The following is a 22,911-nucleotide window of genomic DNA, read 5'->3' as shown; positions in this document are numbered from 1 at the left end:
CCCCCCCCCCCCCCCCCCCCGGCGAGGTGGTTCACCAGCGGCCGGCCAACTGCAGGATCCGGTACCCGAGCCATCCCGGCAGGACCATCGCGAGGGCCAGCCCCACACTCACCAGGTCCGCCCTCCTCGTGGCGAGCTGCGCGCGCCAGGCCATCGTCCGCCGCCGCCTCCCGGTGGCCGCCAGAGCCGCGTGGATGGTGCGGGCCAGGTGCACCGTGGGCGTGTGCAGGTGGGAGATGCCCGACCGGGCCATCCACGCCGCCGGCCCCCTGCGCTCCTTCACCGGGAACACCCGAGGGGTCCAGTGGCCGTCGAAGGCGACGACGGCTCCGGTCCGGTACCCGCCCGTGACCATCTCCCTGGGCAGCAGCGGGGTGGGGAGGCTCTCGTTCACCTGGCCGGCGAGCTCCGGAAGGCCGCCCGGGGCCAGCAGGATCAGCTTCGCGGGGGGCTGGGTGGCCCGCGCCTCTCCGATCTCCCACCGCAGCCCTTCCCCCTGCCCGAGGCGCAGGACGATGAGCTGGGACAGGTCCATCAGCCGGCGCACCGTGCCCTGCCAGTCGTCGAGCGGCAGGTAGAACCGGGCCGCGCCCAGGCGTGGCAGGTCCTCCCCCGGCCGTCCCACCGCGATCACGGGACCGACGGCACCCAGCGCGGCGGCGAACTGCACCTCCCTCGTGTGGAGGTCGGTCTTCGCCCTGCCGCCCTCCCGGGCGGCGACCTCGTCGTCGTCGAAGCTGCGCAGGTAGAGCACGGGTCTGCGGCCGTCCCGCAGCAGGACCTGGGCAGCCCCGCGAGCCGCGTACGGACGGGTGCGGCGCAGGACCAGGAGGCCGCTCCCCGTGGCCGCCACACCGCCGGCCAGCAGCAGGAGCGACACCTCCGGGCAGAGGTCGTCGCCGCGCTCCGACAGGGCGACGGCGACGGCGAGGGCGCCGCCTGCGGACAGCACCCGACCGGCGGCACCGACGACCCGAACGGCTCGCCTCCGGCGCGGCTGCCGCGGGCCGTACCGGTCGACGAGCCCGACGATCTCGGCGACCGCCGACCGACGGCGGTGCCGCAACCACAGGGCGGGCCCGAGCAGCGCCAGGGCGATCGCCCCGCACCACGACGCCCCCGCCGCGCTCCCGCGCACCTGCCGGCCCATGCCCACGTTGACCAGCAGGTGCAGCGCCACATAGGCCGCCGCGACCGCGATCACCGTGATCCACCGGGCGACCATCCGTAGCCGGGACGACACGTCAACCCACCCCCGAGCCTTCGCACAGCTGCTTGAGCAGGACCCTTCAAACCGATACCGCACCCGACGGGCCGTCATGCGTGTGCGATCGGTAACGGTTTGGAGGCGCACGCCCCGGCCGCGCGGTCTTGTGCCCGCGCCCCGCCCTGCCGGCTACCGGCTGCGCACCCACGACGAACGGCACTTCGCACTCGCCGGGCACCAGGGGTTCGTGCGGATCAACCTGCTGAACGAGGCGGCGCTGGACGGATTGACGACCCTGGCCCGCTGATCTGCTCGCGGCGGTCCCACGCCGCCTTGGAGATGCGGGCGAGCAGGCGGGCCGCCGGGTCGGTGCGGTCCGTGCCGTCGGCGAGCGGGCCGGTGTAGCAGACGGCGATCAGATAGGGCGGGCAGTCGGCCGACTGGACGAGGCCGACGCTGAGCCGGGTGCCGGGGAACCAGCCGTTCTTGAAGGCGATCCGGGTGTTGGAGGGGAGGCCGGCGGCCAGGTCCACCCGGAACTCGTTGCATTCGAGGAGGGCGAGGAGTTCGGGCTCCTCGGCGAGCGAGCGCAGCAGCCGGACCAGGTCACGGGCGCTCACCCGGTTGTGCACGCCCCGGGCGCGCGCCGCGTAGTCCTCGATCCCGCGCGGAGTGGAGCTGCGCGTGGCTCCGGCGCGGCGCCACACTTCGGCGACGGCCTGCGGAGTCGTGCGGGCCAGGCAGATGTTGGTGGCCAGGTTGGAGGAGTGGGTGATCATCCGCTCGGCGAGCAGCCGGAGGGGCACGTGGGTGCCGAGCAGCTCCCAGGGCAGCGGATCGCTGTCCCAGTCCGGATCGTTGCCGAACTCACCACCCACGACGGACTCGAAGCGGTTCACCACCGGCACCTCGGCATCGAGGTTCGCCCCGCTGCGGCAGAGCGCGGCGAGCACGGCGACCTTCATCGTGCTGGCCGCGTCGTGAAGTTCGTCCGGGTTGCGGACGAACACCGGCTCCGCTTGTCCCGCCCAGGGGGCCACCACCACAGAGAGCATGGAGGAAGGGTAGGGGAGGCCGAGGTCGGACCTCGACGGTTGCGGCGCGCGACACGAACACTCCGCCGCCGTGGCGGCCCGTCAGCCGCCGGGCAGGGGAAGGGGCTTGCGCCGCAGCCACCGGCCGGCCGTCCGTCGCGACTGCCGCACGACGACCCGGCCGTGCCTCTTCCTGCCGACCAGTTCCACGCGCAGCGTGATCGGCTCGCCGGGGTCCGGAGCCCGGTGGTTCCTGACCCTGCTGAACTCCAGCGCCAGGGCGTCGGCATCGACCACGACGCCCGGCCCGGTGATCAGCGTCAGGGTCTTGCCCTCCATGTCCAGGTCGATCTGCAGGGTGTCGTGCGTGATCACCGCCTGGGTGAAGTCGAGTGTCACCTCGCACCACTCCACGAAGAGCTCCATCCGGCGCGGCACCACCCAGCGCCCCTCCCGCCTGACCGGACTCCACCGCTGGTCGATCCGGAGGACGTCCTTGACCTCCGCCACCACCCCGCCGGCCGAGACCGACAGCGCCGGCAGGTCGGCGGTGAGACCGGCCAGCTCGCCGACCGTCCGCGCCGACAGGGCGGCCTCCACGCGCTGGTCCAGTTCGTCCGAGGTGAGGCGGCCGTCGCCCGCCGCGACGCGCAGCAGCTCGACCACCCGGTCCCGGTCCGCGTGGGAGGCCCGCATCTCGGGTTCCGAGCTGCGGCCGGAGTGCTTCCCGGTGGGTGACATCTCTCCCGGCATACGTCCCGTCCTGAGCTTGACGAAGGTCTTCGCGCGCGATGGGTCAGCGGCGCGGACAGGAACTCACGATATATCGCGATAGGGGTTCCCGCCAGACCCGCTCCACCCGGTGCGGGGGCGCGGCTACGGCTGCTCGGGGAGCCCGTCTCCGGCCGACAGCGCCCGGACGGCGTGGGCGATGTCGGTGCGCAGCCCGTCGAGGGTGTGGTCGGGGCCGAGGATCATGCGGCGGAGCTGGGGCATGGCGAGGCTCCAGCCGACCAGGCCGAGCGTGAGGAAGAGTCGCGCGCGGGCGTCGCCGGCGCCGTCCGCGGGCTGCGCCGCCCGGAGCTTGTCCCGGTAGTGGCGGGTGCGGGCCTCTTCGCCGGGGACGGGCTGGTCGCCGAGTTCGAGGGCCTCCCACATGAGCAGCCGCAGGGCCTCGGGGTGGGCGCGGTGGTAGTCGAAGAGGCGCTCGGCGTACGTGGACAGGTCCTCGTCGCCGGGCGGGACGGCCTGGGCGAGGTCGGCCATGAGGCGTTCGAGAACGGCGGCGAAGAGCCTGTTCTTGTCGCCGAAGTAGTCGTAGATCGCCCGCTTGTTGGCCTGGGCCTGGGCGGCGATGCGGTCCACCCGGGCGCCGGCGACGCCGTACGCGGCGAATTCGGTGGCTGCCGCCGCAAGGATCCGCTCTTTGGTTGCCGTCGAGTCGTACGCCATGGACCGATGGTAACGAACCGGTTCGTTTGACGATCCCGCGACGGTCTGCCACGCTCGCACCGAGCATTCGAACCATCTAGTTCGTTCGGTTGGAGTTGTGATGCCACGGATCAATCCGCCCGCCCTGCCGGAGCCCGCCCCGCCCGCGCCCGCACCGCCGGAACCAGCGCCCGCGCCCGCACCGCCGGAGCCGGAGTCCGCCGCGCCGGGCGGACGGCTGCCGCTGGTGATGGCCCTGGCCTGCGGCGTCAGCGTGGCGAACGTCTACTTCCCGCAAGCCCTCACCCCGCTCGTCGCCGACGGCTTCGGCATCGCACCGGGCACGGCGGCGAGCGTCGCCACGGTCACCCAACTCGGCTACGCCACAGGGATCTTCCTGCTGGTCCCGCTCGGCGACCGACTCCCCCGCCGCCCGCTGATCACCGTGCTGCTGGCCGTGACGGGCTGCGCGCTGCTGACCGCCGGGCTCGCCCCGGCCACCGGTCCGCTGGTCGCGGCCGGCGCGGTGGTCGGCCTGGCCACGGTGGTCCCCCAGCTGCTCCTCCCGCTGGCCGCAGGCCTGGTGGCGCCCGACCGGCGCGGCGCCGTGATCGGAACCCTCCAGGGCGGCCTGATCGGCGGCATCCTGCTGGCCCGCACCTTCGGCGGCGTCCTGGGTGAGCAACTCGGCTGGCGCGCCACGTACCTGGCCGCCGCCGCACTCACCGGGCTGCTCGCGCTCGTCCTCGGCCTGGCGCTGCCCAGCACCGCACCGGCCGTCCGCGACCGGTACCCGGCCCTGCTCGCCGACACCGTCCGGATGCTGCGCACCGAGCCGGGCCTGCGCCGCTCCGCGCTCTGCCAGGCCGCCCTCTTCGGCGGTTTCAGCGCCGCCTGGACCGCGCTCGCCCTGTTGCTCACCGGCCCGCACTACCGGCTCGACGCCCAGGCGGTGGGCCTGTTGGCGCTGATCGGGGCGGCCGGCATGTTCTGCGCCGCGGCCGCCGGACGCCGGGTCGACCGGCACGGCCCGGACCGGGTGAACCGCTGGTGCACCGGCGCCACCCTCGCCGCGGCCGCGGTGCTCACCGCGGGCAGCGCGGGCGGCGCACCGGGCCTGGTCGCACTGGCCGCCGGCCTCCTGCTGCTGGACGTGGCGGTGCAGTGCAGCCAGGTCGCCAACCAGGCCCGCATCTTCGCACTGCGCCCGGAGGCCCGCAGCCGGCTGAACACCGCCTACATGACCTGCTCGTTCCTCGGCGGCAGCGCCGGCTCCTGGCTCGGCATCCGCCTCCACGCCCAGCTCGGCTGGCCGGGGGTGTGCGGCCTCATCGCGCTCGCCGCGGTCGCCGCCCTGACCGCTCTGCGGGCCGGGGCCGGCCGCTGAGTCCCCCGACCACCCGTGTTCCCGGGCTCCCGGGTCACGAAGTCGCCACGTCGCCACACCACCACGTCATCACTTCATCAAGTCACCACGTCAGCACGCCAACACGACACGAAGGATCTTCCATGACGTTCCCGGCCATGCCGCCCGCCGTCCTCCAGTTCTTCCGCGCCTCCCAGGAAGGCGACACCGACACCTGGGCGAAGGCCTTCGCCGAGGACGGCGTCTTCCACGACCCCGTCGGCACGCCGCCGATCACCGGGCGCGCCGCGATCCACGACTTCATCGCCTCCGTCCTGCCCGGCTTCCGTCCGTTCCTCGGGCTGACGCCCCTGGAGGCACACACCGTCGGCAGTCACGTCGCGGTCTCCTGGCGGGGCGCCGCCGTCGCCCTGGACGGCAAGCCGGTCAACTGGTCCGGCATCAACGTCTACGAGCTGGACGACACCGGCCTCATCCGGGAGGCCAGGGCGTACTTCAACAGCGCCGTCTTCCGGGCCCAGCTCACCGGTTGACCCGCGACCGGCGCGCGGACGACCGGCCAGGATCCGGTTCCAACGGCTATCGGTCGCCGACCAGTTGCAGTGCCTGCTGCAGGTTGTACTCGGCGATGCCGGCCATGGCCTCCCGTGCCGGGAAGTCCCCGTCGAGCAGTCGGAGCGGTCCTGCCGTCAGCGAGAGGCGTTGCGCCAGCGCGTAGAGGGCGAGCCGATCCTCGTCCAGCGCGTCGGCCGCCAGCGACCGGTAGTCGGCCTCGTGCAGCCGGATCCGCAGGAAGACGTGCTCCCACTCGACGTCGAAGTACATCGCGCCCTCGATGTCGATCAGCACCGGGTGACCGTCCGCGTCCACCAGCACGTGGTCGGGCCCCAGTTCGCCGTGCACCACCGCGTACTCGGCACGCGGCCGCACCGCCGCCGCCAGGCCCCGCAGCCGTTCGGCGAACCGGTCCCGGGCTCCCGCGATCCGGGGATCGCGCGCTGCCGCCTCCGCGAGGTCGCGCAGCGCGCGGTCCAGTACGACGCCCTCGCACGACGGCCCGTGCGACGCTCCTCCCCCGTCGACCACCGCCACCTTCCCGTAGCCGGACGCGCGGTGGCCGCGCATGGCCCCCAGCGCCTCGCCGAGCCGGGCCAGCACCGGGGCGGCGGCGCGCCGGTCGCGGGCGAGCAGCCTCTCCAGGCTCTCGCCGGGCACGTCCTCGACGATCGCGAGGTCGGCCGCGCCCGGGGCACTGCCGCCGTCACGGTTCCCGGCGCGCTCGACGAACCGGATCGCCGGCACCCGGACGCCGAGCCCGTCCAGCCGTGCGTGCGCAGCCTCGAACAGGTCGAGCCCGAGGCCGGGCGAGAACGGGTCGGCGAGGTCCTCGTCCCCCTCGGCCGCCGGCCAGTAGTTCTCGGACCGGTCCCAGCGGTAGGCGATCGCCGTCGTCCCGTCGTCCATCAGCAGCCGGTACACGCCCTTCTTGCTGCCGCCCGCCAGCCGCCGGGCCGCTTCCAGCCGCCGCCCGCCGCCCAGCGCGGCCCGTGCCGCACCCGCCAACAGCTCCCGCACCACTGCCCCACCTCTCCCCGTCCCGGCTGCGCACCCTACCGCCGCAGGTGGCGGCTCACGTCCCCGACCAGGGTGATCCGCACCCGCCGTTCCACGAACCGCCACCGCCCGTACTCCCCGCGCGCGAAGCGGTCGTGGTACCGGCCGGCGGCGACGGCCTGCAGCGGCAGCTCGGACAGCGGCAGCTCGGGCAGCGCCTGCAGCACGGTGACGTACGAGCGTGCGACCGCCGTGCCCGCGTGCGCTACAACGCGTACCTGGCGGAGCTCGCCGTGCCCGAGTGGCGGGCGGCGCTGGACGCGCTCCAGCAACTTCCGGAGATCGGCACCGACGGGCCGGTCGGCTACTTCGGCCTCGACATGGCCACCGCGACCGGCGTGCCGCTGGTGGCGGCCGAGCCCCGGATCACGGCCGCGGTGTTCGGCCGGCACTGGCCGGACGTCCTGGTCGAGCACGCGAAGCGGATCACCGTCCCGGTCGAGTTCGACCTCCAGTGGGACGACGAGCACATCCCGCGCGAGGCCGGCCTGGCTCTGTTCGACGCCTTCGCCTCGACGGAGAAGACGCTGCACGCCAACGCGGGCCGGCACAAGGATCTGCCCCGCTTCGAGGCCGACAGCGCGGTCCGCTTCCTCGCCCGCCACCTCGGCCGCCCGTCCGCCGGGCCGGCCACCGCCTGGGCTGCCGCCTCGGCCTGACGCGAACGGTCGCGGCGCCCGGCGGCTACCGGCCGGGCGCCTCGGCCAGCCGGGAGATCTCGGCGGCGACGGCCTCCGGTTCGGCGGCGACGGTGACGCGGGCGACGCCGTCCAGGCCCGGGTGGGTGCCGACCCGGACGGAGTGCCGCGCGTTGCGCAGCAGGTCGAGGTCGTTGATGTCGTTGCCGAAGGCGTTGTACGCGTCGATCCCCAGCGAGGTCAGCGCCTCCCACTTGTTCGTGGTGCCCGGGGCGAAGTCGATGATCGCCTCGTCGAGGTGGTGGTTGACGGTCATCCCGAGCCCGCGGCCGGCCTCGGCGAGGGCCGTCAGGTCGGTCGCGTCGACCACCAGGAACTTGACGACGGCGGGGAGCTCGGCGAGCTCCACCCGTCGGGCGAGGCCGCCCTGGTCGACCCGGCCGCGGATCGGGTGGTCGGCCGGTCCGGTGTAGGCGTAGTCCCACGGCCCGTCGGCGAGGTAGCCCGCCCGGAACCGCTCGGCCTCGGCCAGCAGCCGGCCGAGTTCACCCGCCTCGAACGCGGCCCGCGCCCGCACCTGGCCGTCGACGGAGACAAGGCTGCCGTTCCCGCCGATCAGCGTGGCGGTGGGGAAGGCCCCGTCGAGGACGGGCAGGAGGTCGCGGACCGGCCGGGCGGAGGCGAAGACCAGCTGGTGGCCGGCGCGCTCGCAGGCGTCGAGGGCGGCGAGGATCCGGCTGTCGATCGTCCGCCCGTCGAAGCAGAGCGTGCCGTCGATGTCGAAGACCGTGGTGCGGGCGCTGGAAGTGATCACCGGGCGATGGTATCCAGCCGGTCCCGTACACGATCCACCACCCGGCGCCGTCCCCGAGGGCGCCGGCGCCGGCACCAGCGCCGTACGCCCACCGGACCGGTCGGAACGCCGGCGGACCGCGCCCGCCCACCCCGGGCGTCAGGCGCGGGCCGGGCCGCTCGCCGGTCGCGCCGCACGGCGGTGGCGGCGCACGGCGTCGCGGTTGGCGCAGCGCTGGGAGCAGTAGCGCTTGCGGCCGGTCCGGGTGGTGTCGGCGAAGACGGTGGCGCACTCGGCGACGGCGCACCGGCCGAGCCGGTGCATGCCTCGGCCCACCAGGTGGAAGGCGGTGCCGACGGCGATCAGGGTGGACAGCACGGCGGCGAACGGCTGATGGTCGTCGCGGTAGTGGAGGTGCCAGCCACCCGTGTGGTCGGTCAGCCGGGGGTGGTCGGCATCGGCGGCCAGCATCCGGTTGAGCCGCTCGGCCCGCTCGCGCCCGTCGGCCGCGTCGACCACCGACTCCCAGCTGTCCAGCAGGGCCAGGATGCGCGCCAGGTCCGCCGCCAGGACCGGTCCCTCGACCACCAGCCCGGCCGCGCGGCAGCGGTCCACCAGTTCCTCGGGGGTTCCGGGGCGCCGGTTGGCCAGCTCCGCGGCGAGGTGCACGGCGCCTTCGCCGTAAGGGTTGAGATGCATAGGACCATGACAGCAGGCTGCTGGGCATGAGTCAGCACACCGGCACCGGAACGCGCTCCGGACTGAGGCCCTCCGGGGGCACCACCCGCCCGCTCCGGTACCGCTGGGTGGTCCTCGGCGTCGCCACCGTCACCCAGGCCGCGTCGGGCTTCTTCGTGCAGGGCATCGGGGCGATGGCCGTCCCCCTGCAGCGTTCGCTGGACCTCAGCACGGCCCAGCTCGGCCTGCTCCTGTCGGCCTCCCAACTGGTGCCGCTGGTCGGCCTGCTGGTGGCCGGCGAACTCCTGGACCGGCACAACGAGCGCTGGGTCGTCGGCATCGGCGCCGCCGTGGTCGCCGCGGGCCTGCTCCTCGGCAGTCTGGCGCAGGGGTACGCCTCCCTGCTCGCCGTCCTGCTGGTCGTCGGCGCCGGGTACAGCACGGTGCAGCCCGGTGGCAGCAAGTCGGTGGCGGCCTGGTTCGACCCCGCCCAGCGAGGGCTGGCCATGGGCATCCGCCAGGCCGGACTGCCGCTGGGCGGGGCGCTCGCCGCCGCCGTCCTGCCGCTGGTGGCCGTGGCGTACGGGTGGCGGGCGGCGCTGGTGGTCGGCGGGCTGGTCGCGCTCCTGGGTGCCGGGCTCTTCACGGCCCTCTACCGGCGGCCGCCGGCCACCACGGCCGTGCGCCCCGTTCCCGACACGGCCTCGGCGATGGCCTCCGTCCGCTCCCGGCTGCGGATGCTCCGCGAGCCGGCCATGGCGAGGATCCTGCTGTCCGGCCTGAGCCTGGTCTCCGTGCACAGCGGCATCGGCGTGCTCGGCGCGCTGTACCTCCACGACGTGACGGCCCTCGGCCCCGGCCCGAGCGCCGCCGTCCTGGTGGCGGCCCAGGTCGCGGGGGCGATCGGCCGGATCGCACTGGCGGCCTGGAGCGACCGCAGCCGCGCCGGGCGGTACCGGCCCGTCCTGGTCTGCCTGGGCGCGGTGGTGGCCGGGCTGACGGCCCTGACGACGCCGGCGGGCCACTCCCCCGCGGTGGCCGCGTTCCTGTTCGTCTGGCTGGGCTTCTTCGGCATCGGCTGGTACGGCCCGTGGGTGGCCCACCTGGCGGAGTCGGCCCCACCGGGGCGGACCGGCTTCGCCCTCGGCCTGGTCATGGCGGTCAACCAACTGGCCGTCGTCCTGGTCCCGCCGGCCCTCGGGCTGCTCCGCGACACCACCCACGGCTTCACCGCCGCCTGGGCAGCCCTCGCCGCAGCCGCGGCCGCGGCCCTCGCGCTGACCGCCCGCGGCGGACGCGGCGGCGGTGGCGCTGGCGGCGGTGGGCGCGGAACCTTTCCCAGCTCGGGCGACACACCGCCGGCGCCGGCTGGCGTACGGCCGTGAACAACGACACGCCTCCCGGGTGGTACCCGGTCCCCGGTGCGGACTGCTCCCCCGGTCACGAGCGCTGGTGGGACGGCAACGCCTGGACCAGCGACGTCCGGCCGGTCCGGGCCTCCCCACGACGAGGGCCCCTCGGCCGGACAACTCCGCCGAGGGGCCCACAGGATGGCGAGGAATCAGCTGTGCTGCGGTGACGGCAGCGCCGCCGAGCCCGCGAGCAGCGGCCACTCCCGGTGGAACGGCGGCAACGGCAGCTTGCCCTCGATGATCGGGGTGCCGAAGACCTTCAGGTGGGCGAGCAACGAGCCGCTCAGGTCGACGCCGCCGACCAGCGACCAACTGCCCTGCACCTGCGGAGGGTTGCCGGATGAGTCGACGGTCAGCGAGCCCTCGGCCTGGGCGCGCAGGTAGGGGGCGACGGTGGTCTCCACGCCGACGGTGTCGTACAGGCCGAGGCTGATCTCGGCGCCGAGCGCGGCCCGCACGCCCGCCTTGCCGTTGAGCCGCACGTGCACCGGGGTGACCTTGGTCTCGGCGTTGGTGACCGGGGTCCAGCCCTTGCCGCCGGCGTAGTCGGCGCGCACCGCCCAGGTGCCGGTGGCGTCCTGCTCCGCCTCCAGGTGGACCTGGCCGTCGGCGCTGACCTCCAGGTAGCAGGTGAGGCCGAGGTTGACGACCACCGGCAGGCCGGCGACGGTCAGCACCGGGCTGGCCTGCAGCTTGGCGAAGGGCACCCGGACGGGCGCCGCGCCGGTGCTGCGGGCGGCGTCGCCGGTGACCTTCCACTGGGCGTGGGCGCCGAGGTCGAAGCCGATCGAGGCGGTGCGCGGGCTGCCGGCCGCCGCGCCGTGGTAGGCGAAGTGGACGGCGGGGTGGAGCCGGAGCGAGCCGGACGCGTCGAGGCTCGCGCCGCCGGGCAGCGGGACGGGGGCCTTGAGGTTCACCTCCAGGGTGCCGGAGGCGTCGGCCTGCACGCCGTCGCCGGTCAGGCCGGCGGTCGCCTTGAGGTCCTTGACCAGCGGGGTCACCGTGATGCCGTGCGGGTCGACGGGGACGTTGCCGTCGGCCTCGGTGCCGCCGAGGAGTTCGGCCAGGGTGGCCGGACGGGTGGTCAGGGCGAGCGTGTTGCCCGCGCCGGGGCGGACGCCGGTGACGGCGACCAGCGCGCCCTGCGGTGCTGCGGCGGTGGGCGGGCTGGCGATCAGCTGCCCGGGCTGGACGGCGGCAGTGGCCGCCGTGGGCACGACACTCGGCAAGGCGGGGGCGGAAGCGGAGGCGGCGGCCGAAGCCGGGGCGGTCGGCCCCGCCGCGGACAGCACCGCCGTTCCGCCCGCCGGGTCGTAGGCCGTCAGCTGGAGGTTCTTCGTCGCCGCCGTGACGGCGCCACCGTCCTTGCCCGGACTGCCGATCGCGGCCTGCCGGTCCCCGGCGGGCGCGGCGGTGACGGAGGCCTTGCCCGGGGTCGGGCGGCCGGCGGCGGGGCTGCCCGCCTTGGCGCGCGGGGTGTTCCCGGCGGGCGGGGCGGCGGCCGGGCTGCCCCCGGCGGCGGTCGCGGCCGGGTCGGCGACGGTGGCGGCGGCCGGTGCGGCACCGGCCTGGGAGGTACCGGGGTCGGTCGGCCCGCACGCGGCGGCCCCGGCGAGGACGAGGGTGAGGACGGCGGGGCCTGCGGCCCTGCCTATGGAGCGTTTGAACACGCCACGTCATGTTACTGACGAGGAATAAGTTTGTCGAAGACGGGCAAAAAAGCCCGCCCGGACAGGTTTAACCGCAGGTCAGCCCGGCCGCCCCAGCCGCGCCGCCGACAGCGGCGCCCCGTCCGGCACTCCGACCCCAACCCCACCCCGACCCTCGCCGGACAGCTCCGCGAGGTACCGCGAGCGCGCCATCGGCTCGGCCCCCAGGCTCCGCACGTGCGGCCCGTCCCACTGGGCGTCGAGCAGCCGCCCTCCCGCCGCACCGAACCGCGCCCCGAGGTCGGCGACGGCGACCCTGGCGGCGTCCGGGCGGCGGTGGAACATCGAGTCCAGGCTCAGCACCGGCCCGACCGCGACCCCGAACACCCCGCCGATCAGCTCCTCCCCCTCCCACACCTCCCCGCTGTGCGCCGCCCCCAGCTCGTGCAGCCGCATCAGTGCCGCCGCCAACTCCTCGGTGAGCCAGACTGGTTGACGCCCCTCGGCGCACGCCGCCAGCACCCGCCCGAAGGCCCGGTCGGCGCTCGTCCACCAGGAGGACCGGTTGCGCAGCCGCCGCGCCAGCCGGCTCCCGAGCCGTACGCCGTCCGGCGCGATCACCGGCCGCGGGTCGGGCGACCACCAGGCCAGCGCGTACGGGTCCGCCCTGCCGGGCAGCAGCGCCACCTCGCCCGCCTCGACGGCCTCGCCGTACAGCGCCTCGTTGTACGCGCTCGCGTACACGTCCGCCGCCGGCAGCGGGAACAGTCCGTGCCGGTACGCCGCCAGCAACTCCTCGGCGCCGAGCGTGCCGCCGAAGGCCACCGGACCGTCACCGTGGCCGAGTCGTACGTCCAGCGCCCCGAGGGCTGCGGCGAAGGAGCTCACGACGGCGCCGCCCGCAGGAAGCCCTCCCGCTCCAGCCTTGTCAGGTAGTGGTCGATCAACTCCGCATCCACCGGCGGCAGTTCGATGCCGCTCCCGGCCAGTGCCGCGTCCGCGTTCGCCCGCTCGAACAGCGGGAACGTCGGCCGGAAGTACATCTCGCTGATCGACAGTGCCGTCCCCGGCGCGCGGTCCACGAACAGCGGGACGAACGGCGCGATCGGGTGCGTCGGGTTCCCGGCCGCGAACCGGACCAGCCGCTGCACCCATTCCCCGTACGGCAGCCGGGCGATCCGGTGGCCGCGGACCCGCAGCCGCTCGGCGAGGTCGGCGAGGACGCCCGGCCGCGGGGAGGTGAGGTGGTAGACCTCGCCGGCGGCGGGTGCATGGGCGGCGATGTGGGCGATGGCGCGGGCGAAGCGGTCGGCGGGGACGAAGTCGAGCAGCAGCTGCACGTCCGGGCAGGTCCCGCTGTCGGCCAGGTAGGCGATCAGCGCGCACAGTTCGGTGCGAGTGTTCATCATCCCGTCCGCCAGGTCCCCGGTGACGTCGTTGGTGCGCAGCACGGTGACGGGCAGTCCGGCGGCGGCCGCGTTGTGCAGCAGCTGCTCGGCGACCCACTTGCTCTCGACGTAGCCGACGCCGAGCCGCTCCGGGTGGGCGAGCGGGGTCCGCTCGGTGACCTTCGCGACACCGGCCGCACCGAAGCCGGCCAGCACGGCGAGGGTGGAGAGGTAGTGCACGGGGATGCCCCGGCGGTGTCCGGCGAGCCGGACGACCTCCCGGGTGCCGCCGACGTTGACCTGCCGCAGCTGGTGGTACGGATAGAGGAAGTTGACCTGCCCGGCCAGGTGGTGGATCGCGTCCAGGTGCCCGGCCAGCCGGTCGAACCGGCGGTCCGTCAGGCCGAGCCGCGGCCGGGTGAGGTCGCCGACCAGCGGTACCACCCGCGGGTCGGCGAGGTCGCGCCGCAGGAAGCGCTGCTGCGCCGCCCGCAGCCGTTCCAGCGCGTGCTCCTCGTCGGGCGCGCGGACCAGGCAGTGGACGCGCGCCCGGGTGGTGGCGAGCAGCGCGTGCAGCAGGTGGGCGCCGCAGAAGCCGGTGGCGCCGGTGAGCAGGAGCTCGGCGGGGTCGACACGGGAGGGCGCCGGGCTCCAGGACTGCCGGAGGTCCTCGGTGAGCCGGGCCTCCGCGGACCAGTCGACGGCGGCATCCCGTACGGCGCCCGCGGGGCCCCCCGTCCGCGCCGCCTGCAACGCCCCCGCGAAGGCGAGCAGGACGGGCTCGCGCAGCAGCGCCCGGGTGAGCGTCCGCACCTGCCCGACGTCGATGCCGAACACGATCCGCGCCCGCGCCAGTATCTCCATCGCGAGCAGTGAGGTGCCGCCGAGCGCGAAGAAGTCGCCGTCCGGGCCGATGTGTTGGACGCCGAGCAGCTCCGCCCACAGCTGCCCGACGGCCTCCTCCACCGTCCCCGCACCGGAGGCCTCGGGCGCGGGCGGCACCGGCTCCGGGGGGCGCACCGGGGCCTGCGGCAGCCGCTGCCGGTCGATCTTCCCCGCCGCCGTGAGCGGCATCTCCTCCAGCGGCACGAACTCGGCCGGCACCAGGTACTCCGGCAGCCGCTCGGCCAGGAACGCCCGGATCCCCGGCGCCCCGCCGGCCGCCCCGGAGGCGAGCGTGTAGTACGCGGTGAGCGTTCGGCTGCCGTCCGCCGCCACGCCGACGGCCGCGACCCGGGCCTGCCGGACGTCCGGGTGGGCTGCCAGGACGGCTTCGATCTCGGCCGGGTCCACCCGGTGCCCGCGCACCTTCACCTGGTCGTCGACCCGCCCGAGGATCTCCAGCTGCCCGTCCATCCGCCACCGCCCGGCGTCGCCGGTGCGGTACATCCGCTCGCCGGGCAGCGGCGCGTACGGGTCGGGCAGGAAGGACTCGGCGGTGAGCCCGGCCTGCCGCCAGTAGCCCCGGGCGAGACCGGGCCCGCCGAGGTGGATCTGTCCCTTCTCCCCGGGCCGGACGGGACGCAGCCGGGCGTCGAGCACGTACGCCCGGACACCGGGCAGCGGCCGTCCGATCGGCACGGGCGCGGTGAAGGTGCCCGCTCCCCCGCCGAGCAGTTCCGCCGTGACCTCGCAGAGCGTCGAGGTGACGGCCGCCTCGGTGACCCCGTACGCGTTGAGCAGCCGCGCGCCGGGCAGCCGCTCCAGGCAGTGTCGGAAGTCGTCGGCGTGCCCGGTGTCCCCGCCGACCAGCACCAGCCGCAGCCCCTGCGGGCCGGGTCCGCCGGGCGGGAGCAGGTCGAGCAGGTGGTGCCAGTAGTCGGGGGTGAGGTCGGCGACGGCCAGGCCCAGCCCGGGCAGCCGGCCGGCCAGCTCGGTGGGCGCCCAGGTGCCGCCCGTGCCCCCGCCGCCGCCCAGCACGACCGTCGCGCCCGCGAGCAGCGGGCCGAGCACCTGTTCCAGCGCGGTGTCGGAGCCCAGCGCGGCCAGTTGCAGGACGCGTTCGCCCGGGCGCAGCCGGTAGGCGTGGACGATCCGGTCGAGGGTGAACAGCAGCGCGCGGTGGGTGACCGGTACGCCCTTGGGGCGCCCGGTCGTGCCGGAGGTGTAGATCAGGTAGGCGAGGTCGTCCGGGACGGCCCCGCCGTCGCCCGGGAACCCCCCGGCCCCGCCGTCGCCCGGGAACTCCCCGCTCCCGCCGCCCTCCGGCCCGAGCACGGACACCCGGGACGCCCCGGGGAACCCGTCACCGTCCGCGACCACCACCCGTGCCCCGCAGTCCTCGATCAGCCGGGCCAGCCGCCGCTGCGGGTGCGCCGGGTCCAGCGGCAGGAAGGCCCCGCCCGCCTTGAGCACGGCCAGCCAGGCGGTCACCAGCCCCGGCCCGCGTTCCAGGCAGACCGGCACCACCTGCTCCGGACCGGTTCCGTGCGCCCGCAGTGCGGCGGCCAACCGGGTGCTGCGCAGGTCGAGTTCGCGGTAGCTCAGCGTGGCGTCGTCGGCGACGACGGCGATCGCCTGCGGGTCGTGCGCCGCCCGCGCGCGGAACAGTCCGTGCACCGTGTCCGCGAATCCGGCCGCCGCCCGCCGTACGGGGGTTGCGCCGGGGAAGCCGAGCCCGGCCGGGTGCCACTCGCGTTCCACCCAGTCCCGGCAGTCGGCCTGCCCGGCCGGCCCGTGGACCTGCCACCAGCCGGCCGGGACGGGTAAGCCCCAGGGCCAGATCGCGTACTGACCGTCGTCGTTGCGGACCACGGCGTGACGTCCGGAGCTCGCATCCGTTCGTACGCCCCGTGCGCTGTCTGCTGCGTCGTCCACCGGCTTGACCTCGTGCTGTGACGGCAGAATGCTTGGGAGTGCGACATTTCCGACTATACGCACTCCTGCCTCGTCGAGGACGTCCGGTCCCGCCGGACGCCCCACTGCTGCGCGCAAGCGCTCGTCCGCCCCACCCGGGCCGGCCCCGCACGGGCTCGCCCGCCCAGCCCTCGCCCGAACTCCCCCGCCCGACGGGCGGGGTGATGTCGCGGAGGAGGTAGCCTCGTTGACTCGCCGGCGCCGACGCCTGATGGTCTGTTATCTGCTCTGGATGGTGCTGTTCACCGGCATCTACTACGCGAATCCGAGCCAGCGGATCATCTGGTGGACGGGCATCGGCCTCGGCGGCGTCGCCGCCATCGTGGCCGGCGTCCGTCTCAACCGGCCCGCGCACGCGCGGTTCTGGTACGTGCTGGCGCTCGCCAACCTCAGCTTCACCGTGGGCGAGGCGGTGCAGGCCGTCCAGCTGGACATCCTGCGCCTGCCCAACCCCTTCCCGTCCGTCGCGGACGCCTTCTACCTCGCCGAGTACGTGCTGTACGCGATCGGTTTGCTGGGCTTCATCCGCTGGCGCACGGCCCGTCAGGACCGCGCCGGGCTGCTCGACGCGCTCATCCTCACCATCGGGCTGGCCCTGCTCGCCTGGATCTACCTGATCCTCCCGTACACCCGGAACCCGGACCTCGGCTGGTTCCAGAAGGCCGTCTCGATCGCCTACCCGCTCGGCGACGTGGTCGTGCTCGCCCTCCTGCTGCGCCTGCTGACCCCACGCGGCGGCAGCTCCCGCTCGCTGCAGCTGCTCGCCGTGGGCTCGCTCGGCATCCTGGTCTCCGACGTGCTGTACGGGCTGGTCCAACTGCACGGCACCTGGCACATCGGCACGCCCGTCGAGCTCGGCTGGGCCGCGTTCCACACCGCCTGGGGTGCGGCGGCGCTGCACCCGTCGATGGTCGAGCTGACCCGGCCGGTGCCCACCCAGCAGCCGGACCTGAGCACCGCCCGGCTGGTGCTGCTCACCCTCGCCTCGCTGATCGCCCCGGCGATCCTGATCATCGAGTCGCTGGCCGGCAACACCAGCAACGCGGGCGTGATCGGCGCCTTCTCCGCACTGCTCTACCTGCTGGTGCTGGCCCGGCTGGCGGTGGTCGTCTCCGACCGCAGACAGGCCGTCGCCCGCGAACGGGCGCTGCGCGAGGCGGGCGCCCGGCTGACCGCGGCCGCGACGGTGGAGGAGGTCGCGGACGCCGTCCAGACCGCCGCCTCCACCCTGATGCCGGCCGTGCCCGGGCGCGTCGCCCTGCTCGCGGTGACCGAGGACGGCGTGCTGCACGTCCGGCACGCCGGGAGCGGCGCCGCCCGGCCCCGGCCGGGGGACGCCGCGCCGTCCAACCAGGTGCTCGAACTCGCCGCCGTGCGGGAGACCCTGCTGCTGCCCGTGGCGGCCCTGGGCCTGACGGCCGCCGACCCGCCCGGTGCCGCACGGTCCGGCGGCGACCGCCGCACCCGTCCCGGTGGCATGCCGTACGCCCTGGTCTGCCCGCTCACGCTCGCCGAGCGGCCCTCCGGCGACCCGCTGATCGGCGCGCTCATCGTCATCGGCACCGAGCAGGAGCTGACCGGCCTCTGGAGCTCTCTGGAGATCCTCGCCGCCCAGGCAGCCCTCGCCGTCGAGCGGGTGGTGCTGAGCCGGGAGGTCACCCGCCGCAACAGCGAGCTGTACTTCCGCACCCTGGTGCAGAACGCCAGCGACGTCATCCTGATCATCGACGCCGACGACGGCGTGCGCTACGCCTCGCCGTCCGCCGAGACGGTGCTCGGCCACCCGGACCTGGCCGGCACCCTGCTGACCGACCTGGTCCCGCCCGAGGACAGCCGGGAGGTCGGCAAGGCGCTGGCACGGATGCGCGAGGCGCCCGAGCAGTCCCGGGGCGAGCAGCCGCGCGAGCACTGGCGGCTGCTGTGCCAGGACCGCACCCCGATCGAGGCCGAGGTCCGCTTCAACGACCTGCGCGCGGACCCGACCGTCGGCGCCCTGGTGCTCACCCTGCGCGACGTGACCGAGCAGCGGCAGATGGAGCGTGAGCTGACCCACCGGGCCTTCCACGACTCGCTGACCGGCCTGGCCAACCGGGTGCTGTTCCAGGACCGGGTCGGGCACGCGCTCTCCCGGGGCGAGCGCAGCGGGGCCGTGACCGGGGTGCTCTTCATCGACCTGGACGATTTCAAGGTGGTCAACGACACCCAGGGCCACGCGGTCGGCGACGAGCTGCTGGTCGCCGTCTCGCTGCGGATCTCCACCGCGCTGCGCGCCTCGGACACCGCCGCCCGGCTCGGCGGCGACGAGTTCGCTGTCCTGGTGGAGGACGCGAGGTGGCCCGCCGACGTGGACACCATCGCGGCCGGGGTGCTGGCGGTGTTCGCCGAACCGTTCAAGCTGAAGGCGGGCGCGGTCCGGGTGAGCGCCAGCATCGGCGTGGCGACCACCGAGGACAGCGTGGACGCGGCCGAGCTGCTGACCCACGCCGACCTCGCGCTCTACTCCGCGAAGGCCTCCGGCCGCCGCCAGTGGTGCCACTACCGGCCGGCCCTCCAGACCGGGATGGTGGAGCGGCACGAGCTGAACGAGCACCTCGACTCGGCGATCGCGGAATCGGCCTTCCAGCTGTACTACCAGCCGATCGTCGACCTGCGCTCGGGCGATCTGGTCGCCTTCGAGGCGCTGGTCCGCTGGCCGCACGACCGGCGCGGGATGGTGCTGCCCGACGAGTTCATCGCCCTCGCCGAGGAGAGCGGCCAGATCGTCCCGCTCGGCGCCTGGGTCCTGGAGCGCGCCGCCCAGGAGGCCGCGGCCTGGCACGCCGCGAGCTCGGCGGTCCGTACGGCTGCCGGCCGGCCGCCGCTGCGGGTCAACGTCAACGTCTCCGCCCGCCAGTTCCGCGACGCCGGTTTCGTGGACGTGGTCCGCCAGGCCCTGGCCGGCTCCGGCATCGACCCCCACACCCTCGTCCTGGAGCTCACCGAGTCGGTGCTGATGCGCCGCGACGACCGCATCCACGCCGACATGGCCACCCTGTCCGGCCTCGGCGTCGGCATCGCCATCGACGACTTCGGGACCGGGTACTCCTCGCTGTCCTACCTGCGCGAGTTCCCGATCTCCCTGCTCAAGATCGACAAGTCCTTCATCAACGGCCTCGGCCACTCACCCCAGCAGTACGCCCTCGTCGAGGGCATCGCCCGGATCGCCGACACCCTCGGCGTCCAGGTCATCGCCGAGGGCATCGAGCACCCCGAACAGCGCGACCTGCTCGCCGCCATGGGCTGCCCGCTCGGCCAGGGCTACCTCTTCGCCCACCCCATGGACTCCCCCACGGCCCGCGCTCTGGTCCGCAGCACCTCCTACGAGCCCGCCTGAGCGGCCGCTCGTCACTCCTTCCGCAACGCGCGCGACAGCACCGCGAGCAGCGCCAGCGTGGGCACCGCGTGCCCCGCCTCGACGGCCCGGACGTCGGCCTCCGGGAGCCCGGCGCGGGCGGCGAGAGCGGGGAGGGTGAGGCCGAGGGCGGCACGTCGGGCACGGACGGCGCGGGCCAGGGCGTCGGCGGGGTCACCGTCCGGGTGGGCGGGGAAGTCCTCGATCAGGGGGCGCGCCAGGTCCACCGGATTCTCCTCATCGGCCTGCGGGGCGCACAGTCTGACATGCCGTCAGCGGCGGCAGTCCCCAAGCGGAGGTCAAGGTTCCTTGACCTCCGCTTGAGGCCTGCGCCTGCCGTCACCGCGCGCCCAGGAGTTCACGCGGACCAGGTGGGCCTTCGCCCGCTTCACCCGGGCCTGGGGCTCGGTCAGCCGAGCGGCAGCTCCAGCCGGGACTCGCTCCCGCTCGGCGAGCCGATGGTGGTGGTGCCGTTCACCGCGGCGAAGGAGTACAGCTCGTCACGGCTGTTGACGACCAGCGTCAGCCGGTGACCGACCGGCAGGTCGTAGGCGGTGGGCTGGAGCTTCCAGCTGACGGTCGCGTCCACGCCCGGGGTCAGGTCGAGCGCGGTGTACGGCTCGTGCGCGATGATCCGCGCCGTGCCGTCCGCGGCGACGTCGAACAGGTAGGCCACCAGGGTGGCGGCCTCCCCCGTGCTGCGCACCGTCAGCCGGACCTCCGCGGCACCGCGGATGCGGCGGGCCACCTCGCCCTGCCCGGTCAGCGGGTCCGTCGACCAGACCAGCAGGCTGTCCCGCTCGAACTCGGCCAGGACGTACCTCCGGGGGTTGCCCGTCCACTCCTTCTGACCCGTCCCCATGACCTCGTCGACCGCAGTGGCCTTGGTCAGCTCGCCGACGGTGAAGCTCCGCGCCCAGTCGGCCGCCGGCTTGTCGGCCAGTGCACCGTCACCGTCGCCGTTGGTCCCCGTCAGGTACCAGTTCTCGCGGCTGGTGGTGACGTCCGCCCACGCGTCGCACTCCTCCCGGCGGGCGGCCTCGGTGATCCGGTTGCCGCCGCCCAGCGCCGGCTTGGTCTTGTAGGTGAACATGACCTGGCTCTTCACCTGCTTCCGGCGCGGGACGTCGTTGTCGACGCCGAGCAGGTGGTGGTCCAGGAAGTCGTAGGCCTCCTGGACCGGCTCCCGCAGGCCGGGGAACGGCAGGTGGGTCAGCAGGCCGGACAGGCCTGCGCCCTCGGGAGCGCCGTGGTCGCCGATCCACAGGTTCAGGTGCTTCGGCACGTCGAGCCGGCTGAACACGTCGACCACCGAGGCGGCCGGGAAGAGCGTCTCGTGCCAGGTGTTGGAGACGAAGGTCGGGATGCCCCGCGCGTTGGTCTCCTTCAGGTAGGTCTCCGGGGAGCGCTTGTTGCCCCAGGCGATCACGTCGTCGAGGTCGCGGTTCTCGTCGAACTTGTCGAGGATGTCCCGGGTCTCCTCGTCGAACTTCTCCTCCTTCGAGCCGCCGGTGAAGCCGACCAGCAGCTCGACGGCCTTCACGTGCCGGGTGTTGTTGGCGTAGAGGCTGGTGGCCAGGTTGCCCCAGGTGCTCAGCGCGACCACGGCGGCGACCCGCTTCCTGCGGTCGTGCGCGGCGACCAGCTGGCTGATCCCGGAGCCGTAGGACTCGCCGAGGAAGCCGACCCGGCTCGGACTGAAGCGCCCCTCCGCGTAGGTGATCACGTCCGACCCGTCGGACCAGTCCTTGGGCCCGGCGACGTCGACGTACCCCTCGGAGGTGGAGATCCAGTTCGGGTAGCCGAGGCCGCGGGGGGTGTAGGCCAGCACGTGGTAGCCGCGCAGCGCCAGCTTGAAGTAGGCGTAGACGAAGGGCAGCCAGCCGACCGGGCTCCAGCCGGCGGGCACGATCACGACCGGGCGCGGCTCGTCGCCGTTCAGCTTGACGGCGAACGCCGACAGGCGGGTGCCGTCCTCCACCGTGATCGTGGTGGCGTCGATGTCGGCGATCTGCCGCACCTTGGCCACCAACTCGGCCAGCTCCGGCGGAAGCTGGACGGTCTTGACGCCCTGGGCGGCCGCCAGCAGGCCGTTGCCGAGGTCGATGACGGCCTGGTTGACGGTGGCGCCGGGGCCCCAGAGGCCGTTGTCGGCGATGCCAGCCAGTGTGGTCTCGGTGATCGCCGGGATCGGCTCTCCATTGAAGCTGGTCATACGAACCACCCTTTCCGTGACGGATACTGACCGCATCATGGTCCGGAGCGACCGGACCTTAACTGATGAGTCGTCAGATTCGCTCGGATAGGTGGTTCGTGGGCATCCTCCCCTGCCGACCGCCGGTCCGTGGTAGTCGCCGCGTCACCCGAGCGCATCGACCGCCGAGGTGATCAGCGCCCGGGCGCGGTCGCCGTACACGGCCGTCGCGGACAGCTTCTCGAAGGCGTCGAGGTAGTGGGCGATCTCGCGCGGCCGGGTGACGGTCAGGCTCGCCGTGAGGGTCTCCACCTCGACCTGCTCGCTGTCGTAGACGCTGAAGGTCTCCAGCGGCCACACCTCCCGCGCCGCGCCGGCCGGGATGATCCCCAGCGAGACGGCGGGCAGCGCGGTCACGGTCAGCAGGTCGCCGAGCTGCCCCCGCATCGTGCCGATGTCGCCGACGCGGTGGCGCAGGACCGGCTCCTCCATCAACAGCGCGAACCGCTGTCCGCCCTCCCGGACGATGCGCGAACGGGCGAGCCGGGCGTCGACCGCCTCGGCGACGTCGTCGGGTGTGCCGTGGAAACGGGTGATGGCGGACAGCAACGCCGTTGCGTAGTCCCGGCTCTGCAGGAAGCCGGGGACGAGGGAGGAGCTGTAGACCCGGAACACCTCGGTGCGCTCGAAGAGCGGCACGTAGGAGTTCTGCAACCGCGCGAGCCCGGCACGCCGGAGCCGGCGCCACTCCACGTACATCGACTCGGCGGACCGCGTCGCGGCGATGAGGTCGGCCGACTGTTCCTCCGCCCCGCAGAGCCGGCACCAGGTGCGGATGTCCTCGTCGGAGGGCGCGGTCAACGCGTTGATGATCCGTGAGGACTTGGAGGGGTGCCAGCCGGCTCGGTGGGCCAGTTCACGCCCGTTGAACCCGGCATCGCGGCACAGTTCCCGGAGGCGGTCGGCGACTTCCTTCCGGGCCGCTCGCGCACTGCTGGACGGCATGACTGAGGGCATGGTTCACCTGCCTGGATAGGGCTGAACCGGACACTTCCCGCGCGGTTCGTGCCGAGAAGCGTAACCGCGCGCGGCTGCCACTTCCGAGCCGACTGCAGTCAGCTGCAAACGAGTTGGAAAGACCACCGCCGGGGCCCCCCGCGCGGGGGGGGGGGGGGGGGGGGGGGGGGGCCGCACAGTGGGTGGGCGGGGGGGTGGAGGAGAACGCCACCCCATAAAAACAACAAGGTGAGAGCTGGGGCG

At 74.3% G+C, this 22,911-nt stretch carries 19 protein-coding genes and 1 pseudogene; 6 read left to right on the top strand and 14 right to left on the bottom strand.

The genetic code is table 11. The annotated features are described in order from the left end of the window. Positions 1–31 precede the first annotated feature (31 nt). The 4 genes from ACIRRH_RS26375 to ACIRRH_RS26360 form a co-directional block, all read right to left on the bottom strand. Positions 32–1,243, bottom strand: a complete 1,212-nt coding sequence (locus tag ACIRRH_RS26375; RefSeq protein ID WP_403072095.1) for a transferase — start codon at positions 1,241–1,243, stop codon at positions 32–34. 218 nt (positions 1,244–1,461) lie between these two features. Next, positions 1,462–2,262, bottom strand: a complete 801-nt coding sequence (locus ACIRRH_RS26370; protein WP_403072093.1) for a serine hydrolase — start codon at positions 2,260–2,262, stop codon at positions 1,462–1,464. A gap of 81 nt (positions 2,263–2,343) precedes the next feature. Beyond that, positions 2,344–2,982 (bottom strand): DUF1707 domain-containing protein, encoded by a 639-nt coding sequence (locus ACIRRH_RS26365; RefSeq protein ID WP_403072091.1) that lies wholly within the window; start codon positions 2,980–2,982, stop codon positions 2,344–2,346. A 135-nt stretch (positions 2,983–3,117) separates the two neighbouring features. Further along, on the bottom strand, positions 3,118–3,693 hold the full coding sequence (locus ACIRRH_RS26360) for a TetR family transcriptional regulator (RefSeq protein ID WP_403072088.1): 576 nt from the start codon (positions 3,691–3,693) through the stop codon (positions 3,118–3,120). Between the two features lie 229 nt (positions 3,694–3,922). On the opposite strand from ACIRRH_RS26360, the gene ACIRRH_RS26355 reads away from it, so the two are divergent. Both ACIRRH_RS26355 and ACIRRH_RS26350 read left to right on the top strand, forming a co-directional pair. Further along, on the top strand, positions 3,923–5,059 hold the full coding sequence (locus ACIRRH_RS26355; protein ID WP_403072315.1) for an MFS transporter: 1,137 nt from the start codon (positions 3,923–3,925) through the stop codon (positions 5,057–5,059). 122 nt (positions 5,060–5,181) lie between these two features. Beyond that, positions 5,182–5,571 (top strand): nuclear transport factor 2 family protein, encoded by a 390-nt coding sequence (locus ACIRRH_RS26350; RefSeq protein ID WP_403072085.1) that lies wholly within the window; start codon positions 5,182–5,184, stop codon positions 5,569–5,571. A gap of 46 nt (positions 5,572–5,617) precedes the next feature. On the opposite strand, the gene ACIRRH_RS26345 is transcribed toward ACIRRH_RS26350, so the two are convergent. Both ACIRRH_RS26345 and ACIRRH_RS26340 read right to left on the bottom strand, forming a co-directional pair. Continuing rightward, positions 5,618–6,616, bottom strand: a complete 999-nt coding sequence (locus tag ACIRRH_RS26345; protein ID WP_403072082.1) for a phosphotransferase family protein — start codon at positions 6,614–6,616, stop codon at positions 5,618–5,620. Positions 6,617–6,648: 32 nt separating this feature from the next. Continuing rightward, positions 6,649–6,819 (bottom strand): hypothetical protein, encoded by a 171-nt coding sequence (locus ACIRRH_RS26340; protein ID WP_403072079.1) that lies wholly within the window; start codon positions 6,817–6,819, stop codon positions 6,649–6,651. 33 nt (positions 6,820–6,852) lie between these two features. Here ACIRRH_RS26340 and ACIRRH_RS26335 point away from each other — a divergent pair. After that, a pseudogene (locus ACIRRH_RS26335) lies at positions 6,853–7,311 on the top strand (alpha/beta hydrolase); the annotation flags it as partial. Between the two features lie 25 nt (positions 7,312–7,336). Here the strand turns inward: ACIRRH_RS26335 and ACIRRH_RS26330 are convergent. Then, the gene (locus ACIRRH_RS26330; RefSeq protein ID WP_403072076.1) at positions 7,337–8,104 is read right to left on the bottom strand and encodes an HAD hydrolase family protein; all 768 of its coding nucleotides are present in this window, start codon (positions 8,102–8,104) and stop codon (positions 7,337–7,339) included. A 138-nt stretch (positions 8,105–8,242) separates the two neighbouring features. Then, on the bottom strand, positions 8,243–8,782 hold the full coding sequence (locus ACIRRH_RS26325) for a CGNR zinc finger domain-containing protein (protein ID WP_403072073.1): 540 nt from the start codon (positions 8,780–8,782) through the stop codon (positions 8,243–8,245). 26 nt (positions 8,783–8,808) lie between these two features. Between ACIRRH_RS26325 and ACIRRH_RS26320 the strand changes: the two genes are divergently transcribed. Together ACIRRH_RS26320 and ACIRRH_RS26315 are read left to right on the top strand one after the other, a co-directional pair. After that, positions 8,809–10,146: an MFS transporter gene (locus ACIRRH_RS26320; RefSeq protein ID WP_403072070.1), complete on the top strand. Its 1,338-nt coding sequence runs from the start codon at positions 8,809–8,811 to the stop codon at positions 10,144–10,146. Further along, positions 10,143–10,340, top strand: coding sequence for a DUF2510 domain-containing protein (locus ACIRRH_RS26315; protein ID WP_403072067.1), 198 nt, complete (start codon positions 10,143–10,145; stop codon positions 10,338–10,340). The genes ACIRRH_RS26320 and ACIRRH_RS26315 overlap by 4 nt, the downstream gene beginning before the upstream one ends. Here the strand turns inward: ACIRRH_RS26315 and ACIRRH_RS26310 are convergent. The 3 genes from ACIRRH_RS26310 to ACIRRH_RS26300 form a co-directional block, all read right to left on the bottom strand. Continuing rightward, positions 10,323–11,843, bottom strand: a complete 1,521-nt coding sequence (locus tag ACIRRH_RS26310; RefSeq protein ID WP_403072065.1) for a hypothetical protein — start codon at positions 11,841–11,843, stop codon at positions 10,323–10,325. The genes ACIRRH_RS26315 and ACIRRH_RS26310 overlap by 18 nt on opposite strands. A 78-nt stretch (positions 11,844–11,921) precedes the next feature. Continuing rightward, complete coding sequence (locus ACIRRH_RS26305; RefSeq protein ID WP_403072062.1) at positions 11,922–12,710, bottom strand: leucyl/phenylalanyl-tRNA--protein transferase; 789 nt, start codon at positions 12,708–12,710, stop codon at positions 11,922–11,924. Continuing rightward, entirely contained in the window at positions 12,707–16,027 is a 3,321-nt protein-coding gene (locus ACIRRH_RS26300) for an amino acid adenylation domain-containing protein (protein WP_403072059.1), read from the bottom strand. Before ACIRRH_RS26300 ends, ACIRRH_RS26305 begins: the two co-directional genes overlap by 4 nt. A gap of 250 nt (positions 16,028–16,277) precedes the next feature. Here ACIRRH_RS26300 and ACIRRH_RS26295 point away from each other — a divergent pair, with 250 nt between their 5' ends. Further along, positions 16,278–19,439 (top strand): putative bifunctional diguanylate cyclase/phosphodiesterase, encoded by a 3,162-nt coding sequence (locus tag ACIRRH_RS26295; protein WP_403072057.1) that lies wholly within the window; start codon positions 16,278–16,280, stop codon positions 19,437–19,439. Between the two features lie 11 nt (positions 19,440–19,450). On the opposite strand, the gene ACIRRH_RS26290 is transcribed toward ACIRRH_RS26295, so the two are convergent. The 3 genes from ACIRRH_RS26290 to ACIRRH_RS26280 form a co-directional block, all read right to left on the bottom strand. Further along, positions 19,451–19,684, bottom strand: a complete 234-nt coding sequence (locus ACIRRH_RS26290) for a helix-turn-helix transcriptional regulator (RefSeq protein WP_224279039.1) — start codon at positions 19,682–19,684, stop codon at positions 19,451–19,453. A 182-nt stretch (positions 19,685–19,866) separates the two neighbouring features. Further along, complete coding sequence (locus ACIRRH_RS26285; protein WP_403072054.1) at positions 19,867–21,672, bottom strand: CocE/NonD family hydrolase C-terminal non-catalytic domain-containing protein; 1,806 nt, start codon at positions 21,670–21,672, stop codon at positions 19,867–19,869. Positions 21,673–21,816: 144 nt separating this feature from the next. Then, positions 21,817–22,668: a helix-turn-helix domain-containing protein gene (locus ACIRRH_RS26280; protein WP_403072051.1), complete on the bottom strand. Its 852-nt coding sequence runs from the start codon at positions 22,666–22,668 to the stop codon at positions 21,817–21,819. Positions 22,669–22,911: the final 243 nt, after the last annotated feature.

Source organism: Kitasatospora sp. NPDC101235 (assembly GCF_044767505.1).
Lineage (GTDB): Bacteria > Actinomycetota > Actinomycetes > Streptomycetales > Streptomycetaceae > Kitasatospora.
Note: the sequence above shows the minus strand (reverse complement) of the source record. Positions and strands in the feature narration are given on the sequence as shown.

Bases quoted from the DNA above. Each gene is read 5' to 3' on its own strand.
- ACIRRH_RS26320 (WP_403072070.1), top strand. From the start codon at position 8,809: ATGAGTCAGCACACCGGCACCGGAACGCGCTCCGGACTGAGGCCCTCC.
- ACIRRH_RS26360 (WP_403072088.1), bottom strand. From the start codon at position 3,693: ATGGCGTACGACTCGACGGCAACCAAAGAGCGGATCCTTGCGGCGGCA.
- ACIRRH_RS26355 (WP_403072315.1), top strand. From the start codon at position 3,923: ATGGCCCTGGCCTGCGGCGTCAGCGTGGCGAACGTCTACTTCCCGCAA.
- ACIRRH_RS26370 (WP_403072093.1), bottom strand. From the start codon at position 2,262: ATGCTCTCTGTGGTGGTGGCCCCCTGGGCGGGACAAGCGGAGCCGGTG.
- ACIRRH_RS26365 (WP_403072091.1), bottom strand. From the start codon at position 2,982: ATGTCACCCACCGGGAAGCACTCCGGCCGCAGCTCGGAACCCGAGATG.
- ACIRRH_RS26295 (WP_403072057.1), top strand. From the start codon at position 16,278: ATGGTCTGTTATCTGCTCTGGATGGTGCTGTTCACCGGCATCTACTAC.
- ACIRRH_RS26325 (WP_403072073.1), bottom strand. From the start codon at position 8,782: ATGCATCTCAACCCTTACGGCGAAGGCGCCGTGCACCTCGCCGCGGAG.
- ACIRRH_RS26280 (WP_403072051.1), bottom strand. From the start codon at position 22,668: ATGCCCTCAGTCATGCCGTCCAGCAGTGCGCGAGCGGCCCGGAAGGAA.
- ACIRRH_RS26285 (WP_403072054.1), bottom strand. From the start codon at position 21,672: ATGACCAGCTTCAATGGAGAGCCGATCCCGGCGATCACCGAGACCACA.
- ACIRRH_RS26350 (WP_403072085.1), top strand. From the start codon at position 5,182: ATGACGTTCCCGGCCATGCCGCCCGCCGTCCTCCAGTTCTTCCGCGCC.